We start from the raw sequence: 17,210 nt of genomic DNA, 5'->3' as shown, positions 1-17,210 counted from the left end.
CGAGGCTGCCATGCGTGCCCCCTATCCCCCGGAGCCGGAGCGTGCCGCCGAGGTGCGGCGGCGGTTCGGCGACGAGGCCCGCTCCGCGCGGCCCGATCTCGCCACCCTCTGTCTGCTCGTCGGCGCGGCGGCGGACGGGACGCTGGAGGAGGCCGGGATGGACGCCGCGCAGATGGAGCTGGACCGGCTGGCCGGACAGCTGCCGTTCGCGCCGGGCGGGCCGCGTTCCTGGGCCCTCGCGCTGGCCGGCCTCCTGGGCGGGCGCTGCGGGTTCCGCGGCGGCGCCGCGGACTACGAGCGCCTGGAGTCCTCGTTGCTGCACGAGGTGCTGCGGCGGCGCCGAGGGCTGCCGATCCTGCTGTCGGTGGTGTGGATGGAGGTGGCCCGCAGGGCCGGGGCGCATGTGTACGGCGTCGCGTTGCCGGGGCACTTCGTCGTGGGGTTCGGGCCCCCGCGGGACCAAGTGCTGGCCGATCCCTTCGACGGAGGTCGCGTGCTGACCGGCGGCGATGCCGAGATGCTGGTCGCCGGGGCCACGGGGGCGTCGCTCGACCCGTCGATGCTCACGCCGGCCGATCCGCTGGACGTCGTGCTGCGGGTGCTGAACAACATCCGTGCGTGGGCCGCCGCGCGGCCCGAGCGGTCGGATGTGGCCCTGTGGGCGGTCGAACTGTCGCTGTTGCTGCCGTCGCATCCCGCACGGCTGCGGTACGAGCGTGCGCGGCTTCTGGTGCAGCGGGGGGAGTTCCTGCGCGGGGCCGCGGAGCTCGATGCGTACGCCGAACTGGTGTCCGCCGTCGACGAGACGGCAGCCGACCAGGTGCGCGGTCAGGCCCGGGCGGCCAGGGCCATGCTGAACTGATGTCTCCCCCTAGGGATCCTTGCAGCTCCGGATCCTTGCAGCTCCCCAGCTCTTGGAGCTCCCGGCCGCTACAGCCAGCCCTTCTCGCGAGCTGTCCGGACCGCCTCCGTCCGGTTGCGTACCGCCAGCTTCTGGATCGCGGTGGAGAGGTAGTTGCGGACCGTGCCCTGAGACAGGTGCAGGGACGCGGCCAGCTCCGCGTTCGTCGCGCCGTCCGCCGCCGCGCGCAGCACCTCGCGCTCGCGGTCGGTCAGGGGATTGGCGCCGTCGGCCAGGGCTGCCGCCGCCAGCGTGGGGTCGATGACACGCTCCCCGGCGAGGACCTTGCGTATCGCCTCGGCGAGTTGGGCCGCCGGCGCGTCCTTCACCAGGAAGGCGTCGGCGCCGGCCTCCATGGCCGAGCGCAGATAGCCGGGACGGCCGAACGTGGTGAGGACGACCACCTTGAGCGCCGGGAACTCCCGGCGCAGCTCGGCCGCCGCCTCGATCCCGGTGGCGCCGGGCATCTCGATGTCCAGCAGCGCCACGTCCACCTCTTGGGCCCGCGCCGCCGCCGGCACCTCGTCGCCGCGGGCGACCTGGGCGACGACCTCGATGTCCTCCTCGAGACCCAACAGGGCGGCCAGCGCCTCCCGGACCATCGACTGGTCCTCGGCGAGCAGGACCTTGATCGTGCGGCTCATGCCCCGGATCCTATGTCCACCGCGGCATCGACGGGCACGCGCGCGACCAGCCGGAAGCCATGCTTCACGCGGGCCGCCTCCAATGTCCCGCCGGCCTTCTCCAGACGCTCGGTCAGGCCCGTCAGACCGTTGCCGGGGCCCTTGCCCGAGCCGCCCGAGCCGTTGTCCTCGACGGAGAGTTCCAGCATCGGCCCGTCCAGGGTCTGCCGCCGCAGCACCTCCACCGTGCAGCGCGCGGCGCCGCTGTGCCGTACCACGTTGGTGATCGCCTCGCGCAGCGCCCAGGCGAGGGCGGACTCGCTCTCCTCGGCGACACCCGTGAGGTCCGGTTCCCCGGGCACGTCCGCGGTGACACCGGCGGCCGTCAAGGCGACCTGGGCACCGGCGAGTTCGGCGGCCAGGCGCGGGCGGCGGTAGCCGGTGACCGCCTCGCGCACGTCCACCAGGGCCTGGCGGCTGACCTGTTCGATGTCGGCGACCTGCTGGGCGGCCTTGTCGGGGTGGTCGGGCAGCATACGACCGGCGAGCTCGCTCTTCAGCGTGATGAGGGAGAGCGAGTGGCCGAGCAGGTCGTGCAGATCGCGGGCCAGACGCAGCCGCTCCTCGTTGGCGGCCAGCTGGGCGACGGTGGCGCGCGCCTTGCGCAACTCGATCGTCGTGCGCACCAGATGCCCGACGCCGGTCATCGCGTACCCGATGAGCAGGACCAGCAGGACCAGGTCGCGCGCGTCCTTCTCGCCGACGTACAGGCCGACGAGGAGCATCAGGGCGGCCGTCGTCGGAATCGCCCAGTACGCCACCCGCGGCGGGAGGGTCGCCCCACAGGCGACGGAGACGTAGACGAACAGGCCGAGCCAGGGCGAGCCGAGGGTGAGGCACAGCAGGGCGGCGAGCGCGGCGAGGACCACCAGGAGGACACCGACGAGCACCCCGGAGAACGGCTTGCCCATGTTCCGGAAGACCAGCGTCAGATAGACGCCGACGAAGACCGCGAGCCCCAGCCAGCCGGCCAGGGTGCCGCCGGGGGTGTGGTTCCCGGAGGCGAGGTCGTGGACCGGCGAGCTGAGGAAGACGAGCCAGACGCCGATCCACAGCGTCTTGCGCAGCAACTCGCGCCGGTTGCGGGGCGGCCGGCCCATGCGCAGCGCTCCGGCCGGCCGGGCGTCGTCGGCCCGCGGCTCTTCCGTCATGGCGCTCACGCCTTCAGTGTGTCCTTCCGGTACAGCCAGGCCGCGCCGCCCGCGAACAGGGCGAAGAAGACGACGAGGATGGCGATGTCCTTTGCCTGCGGGGCCTGGCTCTGTTCGATGGCCTGCCCCAGGGCAGCGTACGCGTGCGTGGGCAGCCACTTGGCGATGTCCTGCAGCCAGGTGGGGAAGGTCGTCGCGGGCATCCACAGGCCGCCGAGTATCGACAGACCGAAGTAGGTGATCATCGTGATCGGGCGGACCGCGTCACCGCTGGCGAGGTAGCCGATGGCGACACCGAGGGCGGCGAAGACGAGGCTGCCGGCCCAGATGGCGCCGGTGAGGGCGAGCCACTGCCAGGCGTCCAGGCGGACGTGCTTCACGGCCGCGGCGACCAGGAAGACGACGACGATGGACGGCAGGCTGACGACGGCGGCGCTGGCCGTCTTCGCCAGGACGTAGCCGCGCCCGGGCAGGGTGGTCAGCCGCAGCTGCCGTACCCAGCCGGTCTCGCGTTCCTTGGCGATGCGTTCGCTGTTGCCCATCAGGACGGCGGTCAGGGCGCCGAAGGAGGCCAAGGAGACCATCATGTAGGTCGGGACGGTGAGGCCGGAGCCGTCGACCTTGGTGACGCTGTCGGCCTTGCCCGCGACGATCAGGAAGATGACCGACGGGTAGATCACCGAGAAGAACAGGAACTTCCGGTTGCGCAGCGCGCGGGCGAGTTCCAACTTGATCAGGCTGTTCATGATGGATTGGCCTCCTCGGCCTCCGTGATGGCGACGAACGCCTGCTCGAGCCCGAGCCCGGCGACTTCGAGGTTGCGGGGGTAGACGCCGAGCCCGTACAGGGCGTGGACGGTCGCGTCGGCGTCGGTGGACTGGATCCGGACGGTCTGCCCCGAGATGTCTATGGAGGTCAGGAAGGGCAGCGCGCGCAGCGGGGCCTCGTCGATCGCGCCCTCCAGGTCGAAGGAGACACGACGGGCGCCGGCCTTCGCCTTGATCTCGGCGGCGGTGCCGTCGGCGAGGAGCCGCCCGCGGTGCAGGACGAGCACCCGGTCCGCGATCGCGTCGGCCTCTTCGAGGTAGTGCGTGGCGAACAGGACCGTGCGACCCCGGTCGGCCTGCTCCCGCATGGTGGCCCAGAACGCCTGGCGGGCGGAGACGTCCATGCCGGTGGTCGGCTCGTCGAGCACGATCAGGTCACTGGCGCCGGCGGTCGCCAGGGCGAAGCGGACGCGCTGCGCCTGGCCACCGGAGAGCTTGTTGACCTTGCGGTCGGCGATCTGCGAGGCGCCGGCGCGGGCGAGCACGTCGGTGACCTTGTACGGCTTCGGGTGCAGAGCGCAGGCGAGCTTGACCAGCTCGGCGACCGTGACCTCGTCCATCAGGCCGCCGCTCTGCAGCATGGCTCCCACACGGCCGGCGACGATGGCCTCGCGCGGGCTGGTCCCGAACACCCGCACCGCGCCGCTGTCCGCTTGCTTGAGTCCGAGGAGCAGGTCGAGCGTGGTCGACTTGCCCGCGCCGTTGGGGCCCAGCAGGGCCACGGTCTCGCCCGGGTGCAGTTCGAGCGTCAGCCCGTCCACGGCCCGGACGTCACCGTAGGTCTTCGTCACCTGGTCGAAGCCGACCACCGATCCGGTGGCCGCCGTTGTCGTCGTCATGCCCCCATCGTGGCGGCGAGGCGGGACGGCGAGGCAGTGCCGCGTGTCGCGGATCCGGTATGACAGATGTCATGCGCAGGAGGTGCTGCTTCGCTCCGCGCACGGGGTGCCCGCGCGCGGAACGACGGGGCACCCGGCACAGTCCACCGGGTGCCCCCGTCTCCCGCTATTGGGGATTCGTCGGAATCGTGACGACGCGCTCGGCGGCCGTCTTGCCGCGCAGCGCCTTGCCGAGCGCGGACGCGACTTCCTGCGGGCTCACCGGCTTCTTGCTGCCGTCGCCCTTGACGACCGTGACCCCGTTGAAGGCGCTTCCGTACAGCTGCTTCAGGACGACGAGGTCGTAGTGCTCGACCAGTTTGCCGCTCACCGCCTGCACGCTCAGGAACTTGTAGATCGAGCGCGCCGGGCTGAACGACACGGAGTGCGCGGCGTCCGTCCGCACGGTGACCAACGCCGACATCGCGGGCTCGGCGAACTCCTTCATCATCCGGTCGACCTCGGCGTTGGGGACCGTGGGCTGCCGGGTCGTCGTGGGCACCGGCACGGGCCTGCTGGTGCCGGTCTCGACCTGGGTGCGGTACGCCTGCTCGACGGCCGTGGTGGAGGCGGCGACGTCGATGCCCTTGCCCGGCTTGCCGTACACCGCGACGGCCTTGCCGGACTCGAACTTGATCGTGCCCTCGGTCATCGAACCGGCGCCGCCCGCGGCACGCTCCAGGGCGGCCTGCAGCTTCTCCACGTCGACGGGCATGGCGGGCTGGACGACCCGCCGCTGCCCGAACAGGGAGCCGATCACGGACACCGGGTTGTAGTCGCTCTGCGCGGCGGCGGCGACGGTGGCCTTGCTGTCGAGCTGGAGGCCCGACTGGTCCGGCCGCAGGGAGACCGTCCGGCCGTCCACCGACAGCTGGAGCGGCCTGTCGGTACGGCTGCCCAGCGCGGCGTCGAGCTTCTGGACCGCCTCGTCGCGCGTGCCGCCGCCGATGTCGACGCCGAGCACGGTGGTGCCCTTGGGCACGTCGGAGTGGTTCATCAGCAGCCCGGCGCCGTAGGCGACACCTGCGAGGACGAACACGCCGCCGACCAGGAGCACCAGCTTGCTGCGGCCCTTCTTCCTGGCCGGCTTCGCGCCGGTGGAGCTCTGCGCCTTGGGCGGATCGGGCAGCTTCGGGGGCGTGTGCGGCACCGGTCCGTCGGAGTGGGAGCCCGCGCCGAACGGCCCGTTCTGCGCACCGGGCGGAATGACGGGGATACCACTGGTGACGGTGTGCCCCGAGACGTTGTCGCCGGGACCGCCGAAGCCCTGGGGGCCCGGCTCGGGGGCGGGCTTCTGCGGGGTGAGGATCGCGGTGTCGTCGCTCAGCCCGCCACCGGGAAGGCCCTGGCCCGCGGAGGCTCCGGGCACACCGGGCACACCGGGGCCTAGAGGTCCCTCCGGACCGGGGCCGAGAGGTCCTCCCGGACCGGCGCCGAGGGTGCCCAGGCCGGGACCGCCAGACAGGGGGCCCACGGGCGGGATGACGGGTCCGTCACCCGTGACCGGGCCGCCGGTGGGTCCGGAGGGACCGTGCCGGCCCGGCTCGGAGAAGTACGGAAGGTCGTCACGGCGGGGTTCGCCACCGCCGTCGGCGCCGATGTCGGTGCCGATGACGGGGAACGATGCGGTGCTGGCGGCCACGGCGTCGGACACGTCGAAGGAGCCGGTGCCTCCGCCGTGCCCCGGCGCGACGGGGCCCGCCCCGGTCGCTCCTGGGAGCCCCCTGCCGTTCGATCCGCCCGGGCGTGCGCCCAGCGGGCCCGCGCCGCCCGTGCCCCCTCCGGGCCGTGCGCCGGGAGCGCCCGGCGCACCGGAAGCACCGGAAGCACCGGAAGCACCGGAACGCGCGCCACCCGTACTGTTTGCGCCCGGAGCACCCGGTCGCGCGCCACCCGCGCCGGGGACACCCGGCGCGCCGGCGCCCGACGCCCTGTCGGCGCCTATGCCCGCAGCCCCGAGCAGACCGGCTCCGTTGGTCGACCCGGCGCCCTGCGGGGCCTTGGCCGCCGCGGGCTTGCGGGGCGCGAACCAGTCGTTCGTCTTGTCCTCGCCCGGCGCGGAAGGCTCCGCGGAGGTGTCGAGGGTGCTGAGCGGGCTCACGTTGCTCGTGGTCTCGGTCTCGGCGCTCGCGCTCGCTTCGCCCGCGGTGTCGGCGTCCGCGACGGGGGTGCGCACGACCACCGGCGGAATGGGCCGGGACCCGGGGATGTTGATCCGGATCCGGGTCGTCAGTGTGGTCTCGGTCTTGCGTTCCTCCGGCTGCGTGGCAGAGCGGCTCGCGTCGACACCGTCCTCGGAAGCCATGGGGGTCCCGTACGGCGGCGTCCCCGACGGGTACGCGGCTCCACCGCGACCGTTGGGTCCGGCGGACGAACTGTCAGTTTCACGACTCAAGGCAGGTTCTCCCGGTTGGCTCCACCGCCTGCTCCGACCTCACCAGGTGGGGGTCCCCCTGCTCCAGCGAAGCCGAGGGTTTGGGGGAGGCTCGGCGGCGCGCACCACCATACTGGCCGCCCGCGGCCCGCAGACGGCGCCCGCAGGGGAAACCCCCACGGGACCCCCACGTGCGTGCCGCGTTTTGCGGTGGACATCCCGTGACCCCGGAGGCGAAGTGGTACGTCACTTGCCAAGTCGGGCGCCGGAACCGCCGGGTTGCCGCCCCTGGGCAAGGGTGGCGCAGATCACAGCGATGCCCATTCCACCGAGCAGGAAGAGATACGAGCCCAGGCCCGCGCCGAACAGGAAGTCCCCTTCCGGGCGGCTGGAGGTGAGCAGCACGACGGCGACCATCCACCCGGCCGCGGGCGCGATGGCCCCCGCGCGGGCCCCCGTGGCCTGCGCGCCGCCGAGGAAGAGCCCGGCCGCGCCCGCCAGCGCGAGCAGCAATCCGCCGGGGAACCAGCCGGATTGGACGAGCGCGCCCGCCACACCGACCACCGCGCCGAGCACGAAGAGGCCGAGGTAGGCGGCGATCCGGCCGACCGAGGGCGGATCCAGCGGCTGTGCGAGTGCGTTCGTCCGCTTGCCCGTCGATGTCATGGGGCCACTCCTTGGAACAGGTCCGTCTCCCGGTGCTCGGTGCTCCCCCGGCCTCCGGCCGGGGGGATCCCCGTCTCGCTTCGCTCGCCGCGGACCAACTCGTAGTACTCGGTGGTGAACAGGGGCTGCGCCAGCGCGTTGGACAACGCGAACCACGGCTCGGCGACCTCGATCTGCGTGGCATGAGCCCGCATCGCCGCGGCCTTCGCGGTGGCGAACGCGGTTCCGTCGATCTCCGTGGTGATCACCGGGTCGTCGACCACTCCGGGGAGGTCGTCCACGGTCGCGGCCTTGGCGAAGGGGGTCTTGTCGAGCGCCTCGCCCAGCCGTGCGAACGCGGCCTCGGCGACCGAGCGCGGCACCCGATTCCAATAGATCTTGGCGATCTCCCAGGGCGCGCCGAGGTCGGGGCGGAAGTCCGCGTCGGCGGCCGGCCCGGCGGCGCGCATGGCCACGCGATGGGCCTGGATGTGGTCCGGGTGGCCGTAGCCGCCGTGCGGATCGTAGGTGACGAGGACCTGCGGGCGTACCTCCCGGACGACCGCTACGAGGTGGGCGACCGCCTCGTCGAGGTCGGCGGACCAGAAGGCGCCCGGGCGGTGGTTCTGCTCGGCCCCCATCATCCCGGAGTCGCGGTAACGGCCGGGGCCGCCGAGGAAGCGGTGGTCGGTGACGCCGAGCTCCGCCATGGCGGCGGCCAGTTCACCGGCGCGGTGCGGGCCCAGCGCGTCGTCGCGGCCGGGCCCCAGATGCGCCAGCGCGGGCGGGATGACCTCGCCCTCCTCGCCGAGGGTGCAGGTCACCAGCGTCACGCGGGCGCCCTCGGCCGCGTACCTGGCCATGGTCGCGCCGTTGTTGATCGACTCGTCGTCCGGGTGCGCGTGCACCAGGAGCAGACGCCGGTCGGGCAGATCCGTCATGGCACCCACCCTACGAGGGACCCGCGCCTCCCACTCGGCCTCCCCGGCCGTTCGTCACCCACGGCGACCCGGCCGCAGCACCTCTTCGTGCCGACCCCGGCCGTCGGCTGTGACGGCGACCCGAAGGCCCGGTGGAAGCCCCGGCCGAGGCCCGCCGCGCCGCCGCGCGCCCCGGCGACGACGGAGCCCGCCTTCGGTGCGGTCAGAACTTGATGCTGCCGATCATCCCCGCGATGTTCGTCGTCAGATCGTGGATCGTCGGGGCGACGGTCGACGAGGCGAGGTAGAACCCGAGCAGCATGCACACGATCGCGTGCGCTGCCTTCAGCCCTGACTTCCTGATGAGAAGGAAGACGATGATCGCCAGCAGCACCACCGCCGAAATCGAGAGTGCCACGGCGGCTCACCTCCAAAGATCCAGGGGGGCACGGGGGTCGGACTATGGGGGCAACACATCCCTGTGGAATATCCACACAGATAAATCCACCTGGATGCAAGCGGGTTCATACCCACTATGCGCTAGTGATCATAACTATCCGGACGCGCGCATCGGTCGGCGCACGGCCGCACAAGGGGGCGCATGGCCAATATGGTCGAGGCATGACCACCGAGCCTGCTTCCTTCCCCCGACGGCACGCGCGCACCCAGCGGTTCACGCTCGGCGCGCCGCGCGCTTTCACCGTCGCACCCGACGGTTCCCGCGTCGTGTTCCTGCGGTCGACGTCCGGCACGGACCGCGCGCACCGGCTGTGGGTCCTCGACCTGGCGGACGGCACGGAGCGCCCGGCGGCCGACCCGGCCGGCCTGCTCGGGGGCGCCGTCGAGCAGTTGCCGCCCGAGGAGCGCGCCCGCCGGGAACGCAGCCGTGAGGGCGGTGCCGGCATCGTCGGCTACGCCACCGACGGCGCCGTGGAGTTGGCGTCCTTCGCGTTGTCAGGGCGGCTCTTCACGGCGGAGCTGCGCGCCGGCACGGCCCGCGAGCTGCCCGTGCCGGGCCCGGTGATCGATCCACGGCCTGCCCCGGACGGGCGGCACATCGCGTACGTCACCCAGGGCGCCGTGCGCGTGGTCGGCGCCGAGGGCGAGGGCGACCGGGTGCTCGCGGAGCCGGAGCCCGGGGCGGAGCCGGGGACGGTCTCCTACGGGCTGGCGGAGTTCATCGCGGCCGAGGAGATGGGGCGTTCGAGGGGCTTCTGGTGGTCACCCGAGTCGGACCGGCTGCTCGTGGCGCGCGTCGACGACGCGCCGGTGCGCCGGTGGTGGATCTCCGATCCGGCACAGCCGGAGCGGGAGCCGCAGCGCATCGCGTATCCGGCGGCGGGTACCGACAACGCGGACGTGCGCCTGTTCGTCCTGGGCCTGGACGGGGCGCGCACGGAGGTCGTCTGGGACCGTGCGGCCTACCCGTATCTGGCCCGTGTGCACTGGTCAGCGGCGGGTGCACCACTGATTCTGGTGCAGGCGCGTGACCAGCGCAGTCAGCTGTTCCTGGCCGTGGACCCGGACACCGGGGCCACCCGCATGGTGCACGCGGACGAAGATCCGGATTGGCTTGAACTGTTCGCCGGGGTGCCGTGCTGGAGCCCTTCCGGACAGCTGGTGAGGATCGCGGACGAGGGCGGCGCACGGGTGCTCGCGGTGGGCGAACGGCCGCTGACCGGACCGCAGTTGCACATCCGCGCGGTACTCGACGTGTCGGACGACGATGTGCTGGTAGCGGCGTCGGCGGGCGAGGCGGCCGCCGATCCGGAGATCGGCGAGGTCCATGTCTGTCGCGTCAGCGAACTCGGCGTGGAGCGTGTGTCGCAGGAGCCCGGGGTGCACTCGGCGGTGCGCGCCGGAGGCGTGACCGTACTCGTCTCCTCGGTTCTCGACCGCCCGGGGGCCCAGGTACGGGTGCTGCGGGAGGGCAAGCCGGTGGCCACCGTGGCCTCGTACGCCGAACATCCTGGTCTGTCCCCGCGCGTGACACTCACCCAGGGGGGCGCACGCCGAATCCCGTGCGCCGTACTCATGCCTACGGACTACTCGGGTGACACCTCCCTTCCCGTCCTCATGGACCCCTATGGCGGCCCGCACGGGCAGCGCGTGGCGGCCGCGCACAACACGCATCTGACCTCGCAGTGGTTCGCCGACCAGGGCTTCGCGGTGGTCGTCGCGGACGGCCGGGGCACGCCCGGCCGCTCCCCCGCCTGGGAGAAGGCGGTCAAGGACGACCTGGCGGCGGTCGTGCTCCAGGATCAGGTCGATGCGCTGCACGCCCTGGCCGGCGACTTCCCGCTCGATCTGACCCGGGTGGCGATCCGCGGCTGGTCCTTCGGCGGCTATCTGGCCGGACTCGCGGTGCTGCGCCGGCCGGACGTGTTCCACGCGGCCGTGGTCGGTGCGCCGGTGACCGATCTGCGGCTGTACGACACCCACTACCAGGAGCGCTACCTGGGGCACCCGAAGGAGCGGCCCGAGGTCTACCGCCGCAACTCACTGATCGACGACGCGGGCCTGGTGGACGCCGCGGATCCGGCCCGCCCGATGATGATCGTCCACGGCCTGGCGGACGACAACGTGGTGGTGGCCCACTCCCTGCGGCTGTCCTCCGCCCTCCTGGCCGCGGGCCGCCCGCACCAGGTACTGCCGCTGTCCGGGGTGACCCATATGACCCCCCAGGAAACGGTCGCCGAGAACCTGCTGCTGCTCCAGCGGGACTTCCTGCGGAGCGCTCTGAACCTGGGCTGAACCCACGGCAACGGGCCGGAGTGACATGGTGCACTCCGGCCCGTTCACGGCACCCGCACGGCCGTACGCTGTTCACTCTGCCGCGTCCGTATATCGGAATGGCGTCGGCCAAGTTGCCTGTGTGTTAACGGCGTTCGTGGGCATTTGCCCGGTTGTACGGGCTCCTTGTGCGGCTCATCCCCCGGGTGTTCGCGGCTCCTCGGGCCGATCCGACGCCGGCTCCTCGGGCGGCACCACCCTCTTCTCCTCCGCGAAGTGGCACGCCGAGTCGTGTGCCGCGGGTCCCCCCGCCGGACGGAACTTCTCGGGGACCGCGAGCGGCGGCACCTCCACGGTGCACCGCTCCCGGGCCTTCCAACAGCGCGTGCGGAAGCGACAGCCCGAGGGGATGTCCGTCGGGGACGGGACGTCGCCGCTGAGGATGATCCGCTCCCGGCGCTCTCGCGCGTCGGGGTCGGGCACGGGCACGGCGGACAGCAGGGCCTGGGTGTAGGGGTGCGTCGGATGGTCGTAGATCTCCGTGTCGCTGCCGATCTCCACGATCTTCCCCAGGTACATCACCCCGACCCGGTCGGAGATGTGCCGCACGATCGACAGGTCGTGCGCGATGAAGACGTACGACAGCCCGAACTCGTCCTGGAGCTCCGCCAGCAGGTTGATCACCTGGGCCTGCACGGACACGTCGAGCGCGGAGACCGGCTCGTCGGCGACGATGATCTCCGGGCGCAGCGCGAGCCCCCGGGCGATGCCGATGCGCTGGCGCTGGCCGCCGGAGAACTGGTGCGGATAGCGGTTGATGTACTCGGGGTTGAGGCCCACCACGTCGAGCAGCTCCTGCACTCGCCGGCGCCGCTCGCCCTTGGGCGCGGCCTCGGGGTGGATCTCGTACGGCTCCCCGACGATGTCACCCACGGTCATCCGGGGGTTCAGGGAGGTGTACGGGTCCTGGAACACCATCTGGATGTTGCGACGCACGGCCTTCAGGGCGCGCCCGGACAGCTTGGTGATGTCCTCGCCCTTGAACCGGATCGAACCGGCGGTGGGCTTCTCCAGGTTGACCAGCATCCTGGCGAGCGTGGACTTGCCGCAGCCGGACTCGCCGACGACGCCGAGGGTCTCGCCCCGGGCGAGGGCGAAGTCGACGCCGTCCACCGCCCTGACCGCGCCGATCTGCTTCTTGAAGAGGACGCCCCGGGTCAGCGGGTAGTACTTGACCAGCCCGCTGACCTCCAGAAGCGGCTCAGGGCCGGCCATGCAGACACTCCCTCCAGAAGTGGCAGGCGCTCACCCGGTCGCTGCCCGCGTCTTCGACCTCGTAGAGCGGTGGAACGTCGGTCCGGCACACGTCCCGGGCCATCGGGCAGCGGGGGTGGAAGGCGCAGCCCGGCGGGATGTTCATGAGGTTCGGCGGCAGGCCCTTGATGGCGTAGAGCTGCCGGCCCTTCTGGTCGAGCCGGGGGATGGAGTCGAGCAGCCCCCGGGTGTAGGGGTGGGCCGGCGCCTTGTAGATGTCGTGCACGGGAGCGGACTCGATGATCCGGCCCGCGTACATGACGGCGATCCGGTCGGCGACGTCCGCGACGACGCCGAGGTCGTGCGTGATGAGGATGAGGCCCATGCGGTACTCGCGCTGCAGCTCGGCGAGCAGGTCCATGACCTGGGCCTGGACGGTGACGTCGAGGGCGGTGGTGGGCTCGTCCGCGATGATCAGCGCGGGCTCGAGCGCCAGCGCCATGGCGATCATGATGCGCTGGCGCATGCCGCCGGAGAACTGGTGCGGATAGTCGCGTACGCGCTGCGCGGCCGCCGGGATCCGGACCCGGTCCATCAGCTCGACGGCCCGGGCGCGGGCGTCCTTCTTCGACATGCCCCGGTGCACGACGAACATCTCGCCGAGCTGGTCGCCCACGGTGAGCACGGGATTGAGGGCGGACAGCGCGTCCTGGAAGATCATGGCCATCTCGGCGCCACGGATCCTGCGCCGCTCCTCCTCCTTCAGGGTCAGCAGGTCCCGGCCCTGGAAGAGAACCTCGCCGCCGGTGATCCTGGCGGGCGGGGTGTCGAGGATCCCCATGACCGCCTGCGCGGTGACGGACTTGCCGGAGCCGGACTCGCCGAGGACGGCGAGCGTCTCGCCCGCGTCGACGGCGTAGCCGACCCCGTTGACGGCCTTGGCGATGCCGTCCCGCATCCGGAACTCCACATGCAGATCCCGCACTTCGAGCAGCACCGCCGTCACCTCAGCTTCGGGTCGAGGGCGTCGCGCACCGCGTCGCCGAGCATGATGAACGCGAGCACGGTGATCGCGAGGGCTCCGGCGGGCCACAGCAGCGCGTGCGGGGCGTTGCGGATGTACGGGGAGGCGGCGGAGATGTCGATCCCCCAGGAGACGCTCGGCGGCTTCAGCCCGACCCCGAGGTAGGACAAGGTCGCCTCCAACGCGATGTAGGTGCCGAGCGCGATGGTCGCCACGACGATCACCGGGGCGACGGCGTTGGGGGCGATGTGCCTGAGCAGGATGCGGGAGCTTGAGGCGCCGAGGGCGCGGGCGGCCTGGACGTAGTCGTTCTGTTTGGCGGTGATCACCGAGCCGCGGGCGATACGGGAGATCTGCGGCCAGCCGAGCAGCACGATGAATCCCACGACCGGCCAGACCGTGTTGCTGGTCACCACGGACAGCAGGACCAGACCGCCCAGCACGACGGGGATGGCGAAGAAGATGTCGGTGACCCGGGACAGGATCGCGTCCCACCCTCCGCCGAAGAACCCGGCGAGCCCGCCCAGGACCGAGCCGAGGAGCGCCACGCCGAGCGTCGCGCAGACGCCGACGGTGACGGACGTACGGGCGCCGTAGACGGTCCGCGTGTACACGTCGCAGCCCTGACCGTCGAATCCGAACGGGTGCCCGGGCTGGGAGCCCTCCAGGGCCTTGGCGAGATCGCAGCTGAGGGGGTTGCCGGAGGTGATCAGGGACGGCCGGACGGAGATCACGACGAGGAAGAGGATCACCAGCCCGGACAGGAGGAAGACGGGGTTGCGGCACAGGTCGCGCAGCGCGTCGGACCAGAGGCTGCGCGGCTTGCCGACGGGGCCCGGGCCCGCAGGGCCTCCCGGCGCCCTCTCCAGGGTGGTCGCCTCGCTGGCGGCGAGGTCCATGGCGCCGCCCATGCCGGTCCCGGCGATGGCGCCCTCGGGCTCGTACGGCGGCTGCTCAGGCATAGCGGATCCTCGGGTCGAGTACGGCGTAGAGGAGGTCGACGAGCAGGTTGGCGACCAGGAAGACAAGGACGAGGACCGTCACGAAGCCGACGACCGTCTGCGTGTTCTGCCGCAGGATCCCCTGGTAGAGCTGGTAGCCGACCCCGTGGATGTTGAAGATCCGCTCGGTGACGATCGCCCCTCCCATGAGGGCGCCGATGTCGGTGCCGATGAAGGTGACGACGGGGATGAGCGAGTTGCGCAGCAGATGCCGGGTGATCACACGACGTCGCGGCAGCCCCTTGGCGATGGCGGTGCGGACGTAGTCGGAGCGCTTGTTCTCGGCGATGGAGGTCCGGGTCAGTCGGGTGACGTAGGCGAGGGACACGGACGCGAGGACGAGCCCGGGCACGATCAGCTCCCCGAAGCCGGCGTCCGGGGAGACCGACGGTCTGACCCAGCGCCACTCGACGCCGAGCAGCAGCTGCAGCAGCAGGCCGGTGACGAAGGTCGGCACCGAGATCACGACGAGGGTGACCAGCAGTACCGTCGTGTCGACGGGGCGCCCGCGGCGCAGACCGGTGACCACGCCGAGCGCGATGCCGATTGCGATCTCGAAGAGGATCGCGACGACGGTCAGCCGGATGGTGACCGGAAAGGCCGTCGCCATCAGCTCGGTGACGTTCTGCCCGTTGAAGGCGGTGCCGAAGTCGCCGGTGAAGACGTGGCCCATATAGGTCGCGTATTGCTGCCACAAGGGCTTGTCGAGGCCGAACTCCCGGCGCAGCTGGGCGGCCGTGGCGGGATCGCACTGCCGCTCGCCGCACAGGCCCGCGATGGGATCGCCCATCACGTTGACCATCAGGAAGATCAACAGGGTGGCGCCGAGGAAGACCGGGATCATCTGCAGCAGACGCCGGACGACGTACCGTCCCATGGGGCCTCCGGGGGTAGCGGGCTGCTGTGGGATTCAGCCGACCTTGATCTCGTTGTAGACGGGGACGCTGAAGGGGTTGAGCGCCACGTGGGAGAGGCGCTGCGCGTATCCGGCGCTGCCGTTCTGGTACCAGAGGGGAATGGCGGCCATGTTGTCCCGTAGGACCCCCTCGGCCTGCTGGAACAGCCGCACGGCCCGGGCCTTGTCGCTCTCGGCGTTCGCCCGGTCGACGAGTCTGTCGAAGTCCTTGTCGGACCACTTGCCGTCGTTGGAGGAGGCGTTGGTGTAGTAGAGCGGCTGCAGGAAGTTCTGGATGAGCGGGTAGTCCATCTGCCAGCCCGCGCGGAAGGGGCCCTGCATCTTGTGCCCGCTGATCTGGTTGCGGAAGTCGGCGAAGGTGCCGACCGGATTGCCGACGCACGCCCTGTCATTGCCGAGGGCGTTGTTGATGGAGTTGCACACGGCGTTCGCCCACTCCCTGTGCGAGCCCGTGTCCGCGTTGTACGCGATCTTGACCTGGCCGCCGGGCAGCCCGCCGCCCTCCTGGACCAGCTTCCTGGCCTGGGTGGGGTTGTAGGTGCAGGCAGCACCGCACAGTCCTGCCTTGAAGCCGCCGTCCACGCCGAGGACGGGAGAGGTCCAGTCGGTGGCGGGTGTGCGCGTCCCGTGGAAGATCGTGCGGGTGATCTGGTCCCGGTTGATGGCCATGGACAGGCCCGTGCGGACCTTCGCCGTCCCGGGCCTGGCCCACTTCGGGTCGTAGTAGGGGAAGGCGAGGGTCTGGATGATGCCGGCCGGGGCGTTGATGTACCGGCCGTCCAGATCGGCCTTGACGTACTTGAGCTGTGGGGCGGGCACGTCGTCGACGAGATCGAGGTTGCCGGCCAGCAGATCGGTGTAGGCGGTGTTGGTGTCGGTGTAGACCTTGAGGTCGACCCCGTTGTTCTGCGCCTTGTCCGGGCCCGGGTAGCCGTCCCACTTCCTGAGGGACATCATGAAGCCCCTGGTGTAGGAGTTGATCCGGTACGGGCCGTTGCCGACCGGCTTCTTCACCCAGGCCGCGTGGTTGTCGAAGAAGGTCCTGGGCAGCGGGGAGAAGGCCGCGTAGCCGAGGGTGTCCGGGAACGTCGAGAACTTCTGGTTGAGCGTGACGGTGAAGGTGCGGGTGCCGGTCGCCCTGAGGCCGGAGAGGGTGTCGGCGCTCTGGGCGCCGGTGTCCGGGTGCACCTTGTCGTAGCCCTCGATGTATCCGAAGAAGTACGCGTTCTTCTGGTTGTTCCGCAGGCTGGCGCCGTAGTTCCAGGCGTCCACGAAGGACCGGGCGGTGACGGGTTCGCCGTTGCTGAACGTCCAGCCGTCCTTGACGGTGATGGTGAAGTGCCGCGCGTCCGAGGTCTCGATCCTGTCGGCGAGCATGTTCTCGGCCGCGCCGGTCCTGGGGTTGTAGCGCTTGAGTCCGCGGAAGACCATGTCGAGGACCTTGCCGCCCTGGACCTCGTTGGTGTTGGACGGTTCCAGCGGGTTCTGCGGGTCGCCCCAGGAGGAGCTGAGCACTCCGGGGCTGCTGCCGCCGCCCCCGCCCCCGGCGCAGGCGGCCGCCAGAAGGGCCGCTGCCGCCGCACCGACGGCCCACCTGGCGTGCCTGGCTCCACGCATGGCATGCCTCCTCGGAATGCGTCGTGCCTCCGCGCCGGGCGCTGATCCACTACCGGTTCAATATCAGCGCAGAGCGACCACATCGCATACGCATCCCACCCGTCCGGGTGCCACGCCGTACGCCCGGACAATTCCTCCCGTGGCGGACTCCCGCGACCACGGCCCGGCCCGGCAGCCGACCCACCCCTCACGTCCGCCGAGATGTCGGCCGTCACCACTCGTCCAGCGATCGGACACCCTTTCGCCCAGCAGTCGGCCGATGCGTCGTCAGGCCCTCACCAGGGGT

15 protein-coding genes are annotated in these 17,210 nt (G+C 71.4%); 2 read left to right on the top strand and 13 right to left on the bottom strand.

Features of this window, described 5'->3' with window-relative positions:
• Positions 1-10: 10 nt before the first annotated feature.
• Positions 11-862, top strand: a complete 852-nt coding sequence (locus ASC56_RS17700) for a transglutaminase-like domain-containing protein (RefSeq protein WP_055492397.1) — start codon at positions 11-13, stop codon at positions 860-862.
• Between the two features lie 68 nt (positions 863-930).
• Here the strand turns inward: ASC56_RS17700 and ASC56_RS17695 are convergent, their stop codons facing one another.
• From ASC56_RS17695 to ASC56_RS17660, 8 genes are all read right to left on the bottom strand, one after another.
• Positions 931-1,545: a response regulator transcription factor gene (locus ASC56_RS17695; RefSeq protein ID WP_055492396.1), complete on the bottom strand. Its 615-nt coding sequence runs from the start codon at positions 1,543-1,545 to the stop codon at positions 931-933.
• Entirely contained in the window at positions 1,542-2,735 is a 1,194-nt protein-coding gene (locus ASC56_RS17690) for a sensor histidine kinase (protein WP_055492566.1), read from the bottom strand. The genes ASC56_RS17695 and ASC56_RS17690 overlap by 4 nt, the downstream gene beginning before the upstream one ends.
• A 5-nt stretch (positions 2,736-2,740) precedes the next feature.
• Positions 2,741-3,481: an ABC transporter permease gene (locus ASC56_RS17685; RefSeq protein WP_055492395.1), complete on the bottom strand. Its 741-nt coding sequence runs from the start codon at positions 3,479-3,481 to the stop codon at positions 2,741-2,743.
• The gene (locus tag ASC56_RS17680) at positions 3,478-4,401 is read right to left on the bottom strand and encodes an ABC transporter ATP-binding protein (RefSeq protein WP_055492394.1); all 924 of its coding nucleotides are present in this window, start codon (positions 4,399-4,401) and stop codon (positions 3,478-3,480) included. The genes ASC56_RS17685 and ASC56_RS17680 overlap by 4 nt, the downstream gene beginning before the upstream one ends.
• A gap of 166 nt (positions 4,402-4,567) precedes the next feature.
• Entirely contained in the window at positions 4,568-6,835 is a 2,268-nt protein-coding gene (locus tag ASC56_RS17675; RefSeq protein ID WP_079102574.1) for a hypothetical protein, read from the bottom strand.
• A 225-nt stretch (positions 6,836-7,060) separates the two neighbouring features.
• Entirely contained in the window at positions 7,061-7,480 is a 420-nt protein-coding gene (locus ASC56_RS17670) for a DUF6113 family protein (protein WP_055492392.1), read from the bottom strand.
• Positions 7,477-8,400 carry an N-acetyl-1-D-myo-inositol-2-amino-2-deoxy-alpha-D-glucopyranoside deacetylase gene (gene mshB, locus ASC56_RS17665; protein ID WP_055492391.1) on the bottom strand — a complete coding sequence of 308 codons (924 nt, stop codon included), beginning with the start codon at positions 8,398-8,400 and terminating at the stop codon, positions 7,477-7,479. The genes ASC56_RS17670 and mshB overlap by 4 nt, the downstream gene beginning before the upstream one ends.
• Before the next feature lie 202 nt (positions 8,401-8,602).
• A complete protein-coding gene (locus ASC56_RS17660) occupies positions 8,603-8,797 on the bottom strand; it encodes a hypothetical protein (RefSeq protein WP_055492390.1) in 195 nt (64 codons plus the stop codon).
• Positions 8,798-9,000: 203 nt separating this feature from the next.
• On the opposite strand from ASC56_RS17660, the gene ASC56_RS17655 reads away from it, so the two are divergent.
• Positions 9,001-11,133, top strand: coding sequence for a S9 family peptidase (locus ASC56_RS17655; protein WP_055492389.1), 2,133 nt, complete (start codon positions 9,001-9,003; stop codon positions 11,131-11,133).
• Between the two features lie 174 nt (positions 11,134-11,307).
• On the opposite strand, the gene ASC56_RS17650 is transcribed toward ASC56_RS17655, so the two are convergent.
• From ASC56_RS17650 to ASC56_RS17630, 5 genes are read right to left on the bottom strand one after another with little or no spacing between them, the layout of a single operon-like run.
• Positions 11,308-12,387, bottom strand: coding sequence for an ABC transporter ATP-binding protein (locus ASC56_RS17650; RefSeq protein WP_055492388.1), 1,080 nt, complete (start codon positions 12,385-12,387; stop codon positions 11,308-11,310).
• Positions 12,374-13,363 carry an ABC transporter ATP-binding protein gene (locus ASC56_RS17645; RefSeq protein WP_055492565.1) on the bottom strand — a complete coding sequence of 330 codons (990 nt, stop codon included), beginning with the start codon at positions 13,361-13,363 and terminating at the stop codon, positions 12,374-12,376. Before ASC56_RS17645 ends, ASC56_RS17650 begins: the two co-directional genes overlap by 14 nt.
• A 5-nt stretch (positions 13,364-13,368) precedes the next feature.
• Positions 13,369-14,352, bottom strand: a complete 984-nt coding sequence (locus tag ASC56_RS17640) for an ABC transporter permease (RefSeq protein ID WP_055492387.1) — start codon at positions 14,350-14,352, stop codon at positions 13,369-13,371.
• Positions 14,345-15,268, bottom strand: a complete 924-nt coding sequence (locus tag ASC56_RS17635; protein ID WP_055492386.1) for an ABC transporter permease — start codon at positions 15,266-15,268, stop codon at positions 14,345-14,347. Before ASC56_RS17635 ends, ASC56_RS17640 begins: the two co-directional genes overlap by 8 nt.
• A gap of 33 nt (positions 15,269-15,301) precedes the next feature.
• Positions 15,302-16,924: an ABC transporter substrate-binding protein gene (locus ASC56_RS17630; protein ID WP_055492385.1), complete on the bottom strand. Its 1,623-nt coding sequence runs from the start codon at positions 16,922-16,924 to the stop codon at positions 15,302-15,304.
• Positions 16,925-17,210 lie beyond the last annotated feature (286 nt).

It is taken from the genome of Streptomyces sp. TP-A0356, assembly GCF_001417775.1.
Classification (GTDB): domain Bacteria; phylum Actinomycetota; class Actinomycetes; order Streptomycetales; family Streptomycetaceae; genus Streptomyces.
This window is presented reverse-complemented; position numbering and strand designations above follow the sequence as displayed.

Bases quoted from the DNA above. Each gene is read 5' to 3' on its own strand.
- ASC56_RS17650 (WP_055492388.1), bottom strand. From the start codon at position 12,387: ATGGCCGGCCCTGAGCCGCTTCTGGAGGTCAGCGGGCTGGTCAAGTAC.
- ASC56_RS17635 (WP_055492386.1), bottom strand. From the start codon at position 15,268: ATGGGACGGTACGTCGTCCGGCGTCTGCTGCAGATGATCCCGGTCTTC.
- ASC56_RS17690 (WP_055492566.1), bottom strand. From the start codon at position 2,735: ATGACGGAAGAGCCGCGGGCCGACGACGCCCGGCCGGCCGGAGCGCTG.
- ASC56_RS17685 (WP_055492395.1), bottom strand. From the start codon at position 3,481: ATGAACAGCCTGATCAAGTTGGAACTCGCCCGCGCGCTGCGCAACCGG.
- ASC56_RS17640 (WP_055492387.1), bottom strand. From the start codon at position 14,352: ATGCCTGAGCAGCCGCCGTACGAGCCCGAGGGCGCCATCGCCGGGACC.
- ASC56_RS17655 (WP_055492389.1), top strand. From the start codon at position 9,001: ATGACCACCGAGCCTGCTTCCTTCCCCCGACGGCACGCGCGCACCCAG.
- mshB (WP_055492391.1), bottom strand. From the start codon at position 8,400: ATGACGGATCTGCCCGACCGGCGTCTGCTCCTGGTGCACGCGCACCCG.
- ASC56_RS17695 (WP_055492396.1), bottom strand. From the start codon at position 1,545: ATGAGCCGCACGATCAAGGTCCTGCTCGCCGAGGACCAGTCGATGGTC.
- ASC56_RS17670 (WP_055492392.1), bottom strand. From the start codon at position 7,480: ATGACATCGACGGGCAAGCGGACGAACGCACTCGCACAGCCGCTGGAT.
- ASC56_RS17630 (WP_055492385.1), bottom strand. From the start codon at position 16,924: ATGCGTGGAGCCAGGCACGCCAGGTGGGCCGTCGGTGCGGCGGCAGCG.
- ASC56_RS17700 (WP_055492397.1), top strand. From the start codon at position 11: ATGCGTGCCCCCTATCCCCCGGAGCCGGAGCGTGCCGCCGAGGTGCGG.
- ASC56_RS17680 (WP_055492394.1), bottom strand. From the start codon at position 4,401: ATGACGACGACAACGGCGGCCACCGGATCGGTGGTCGGCTTCGACCAG.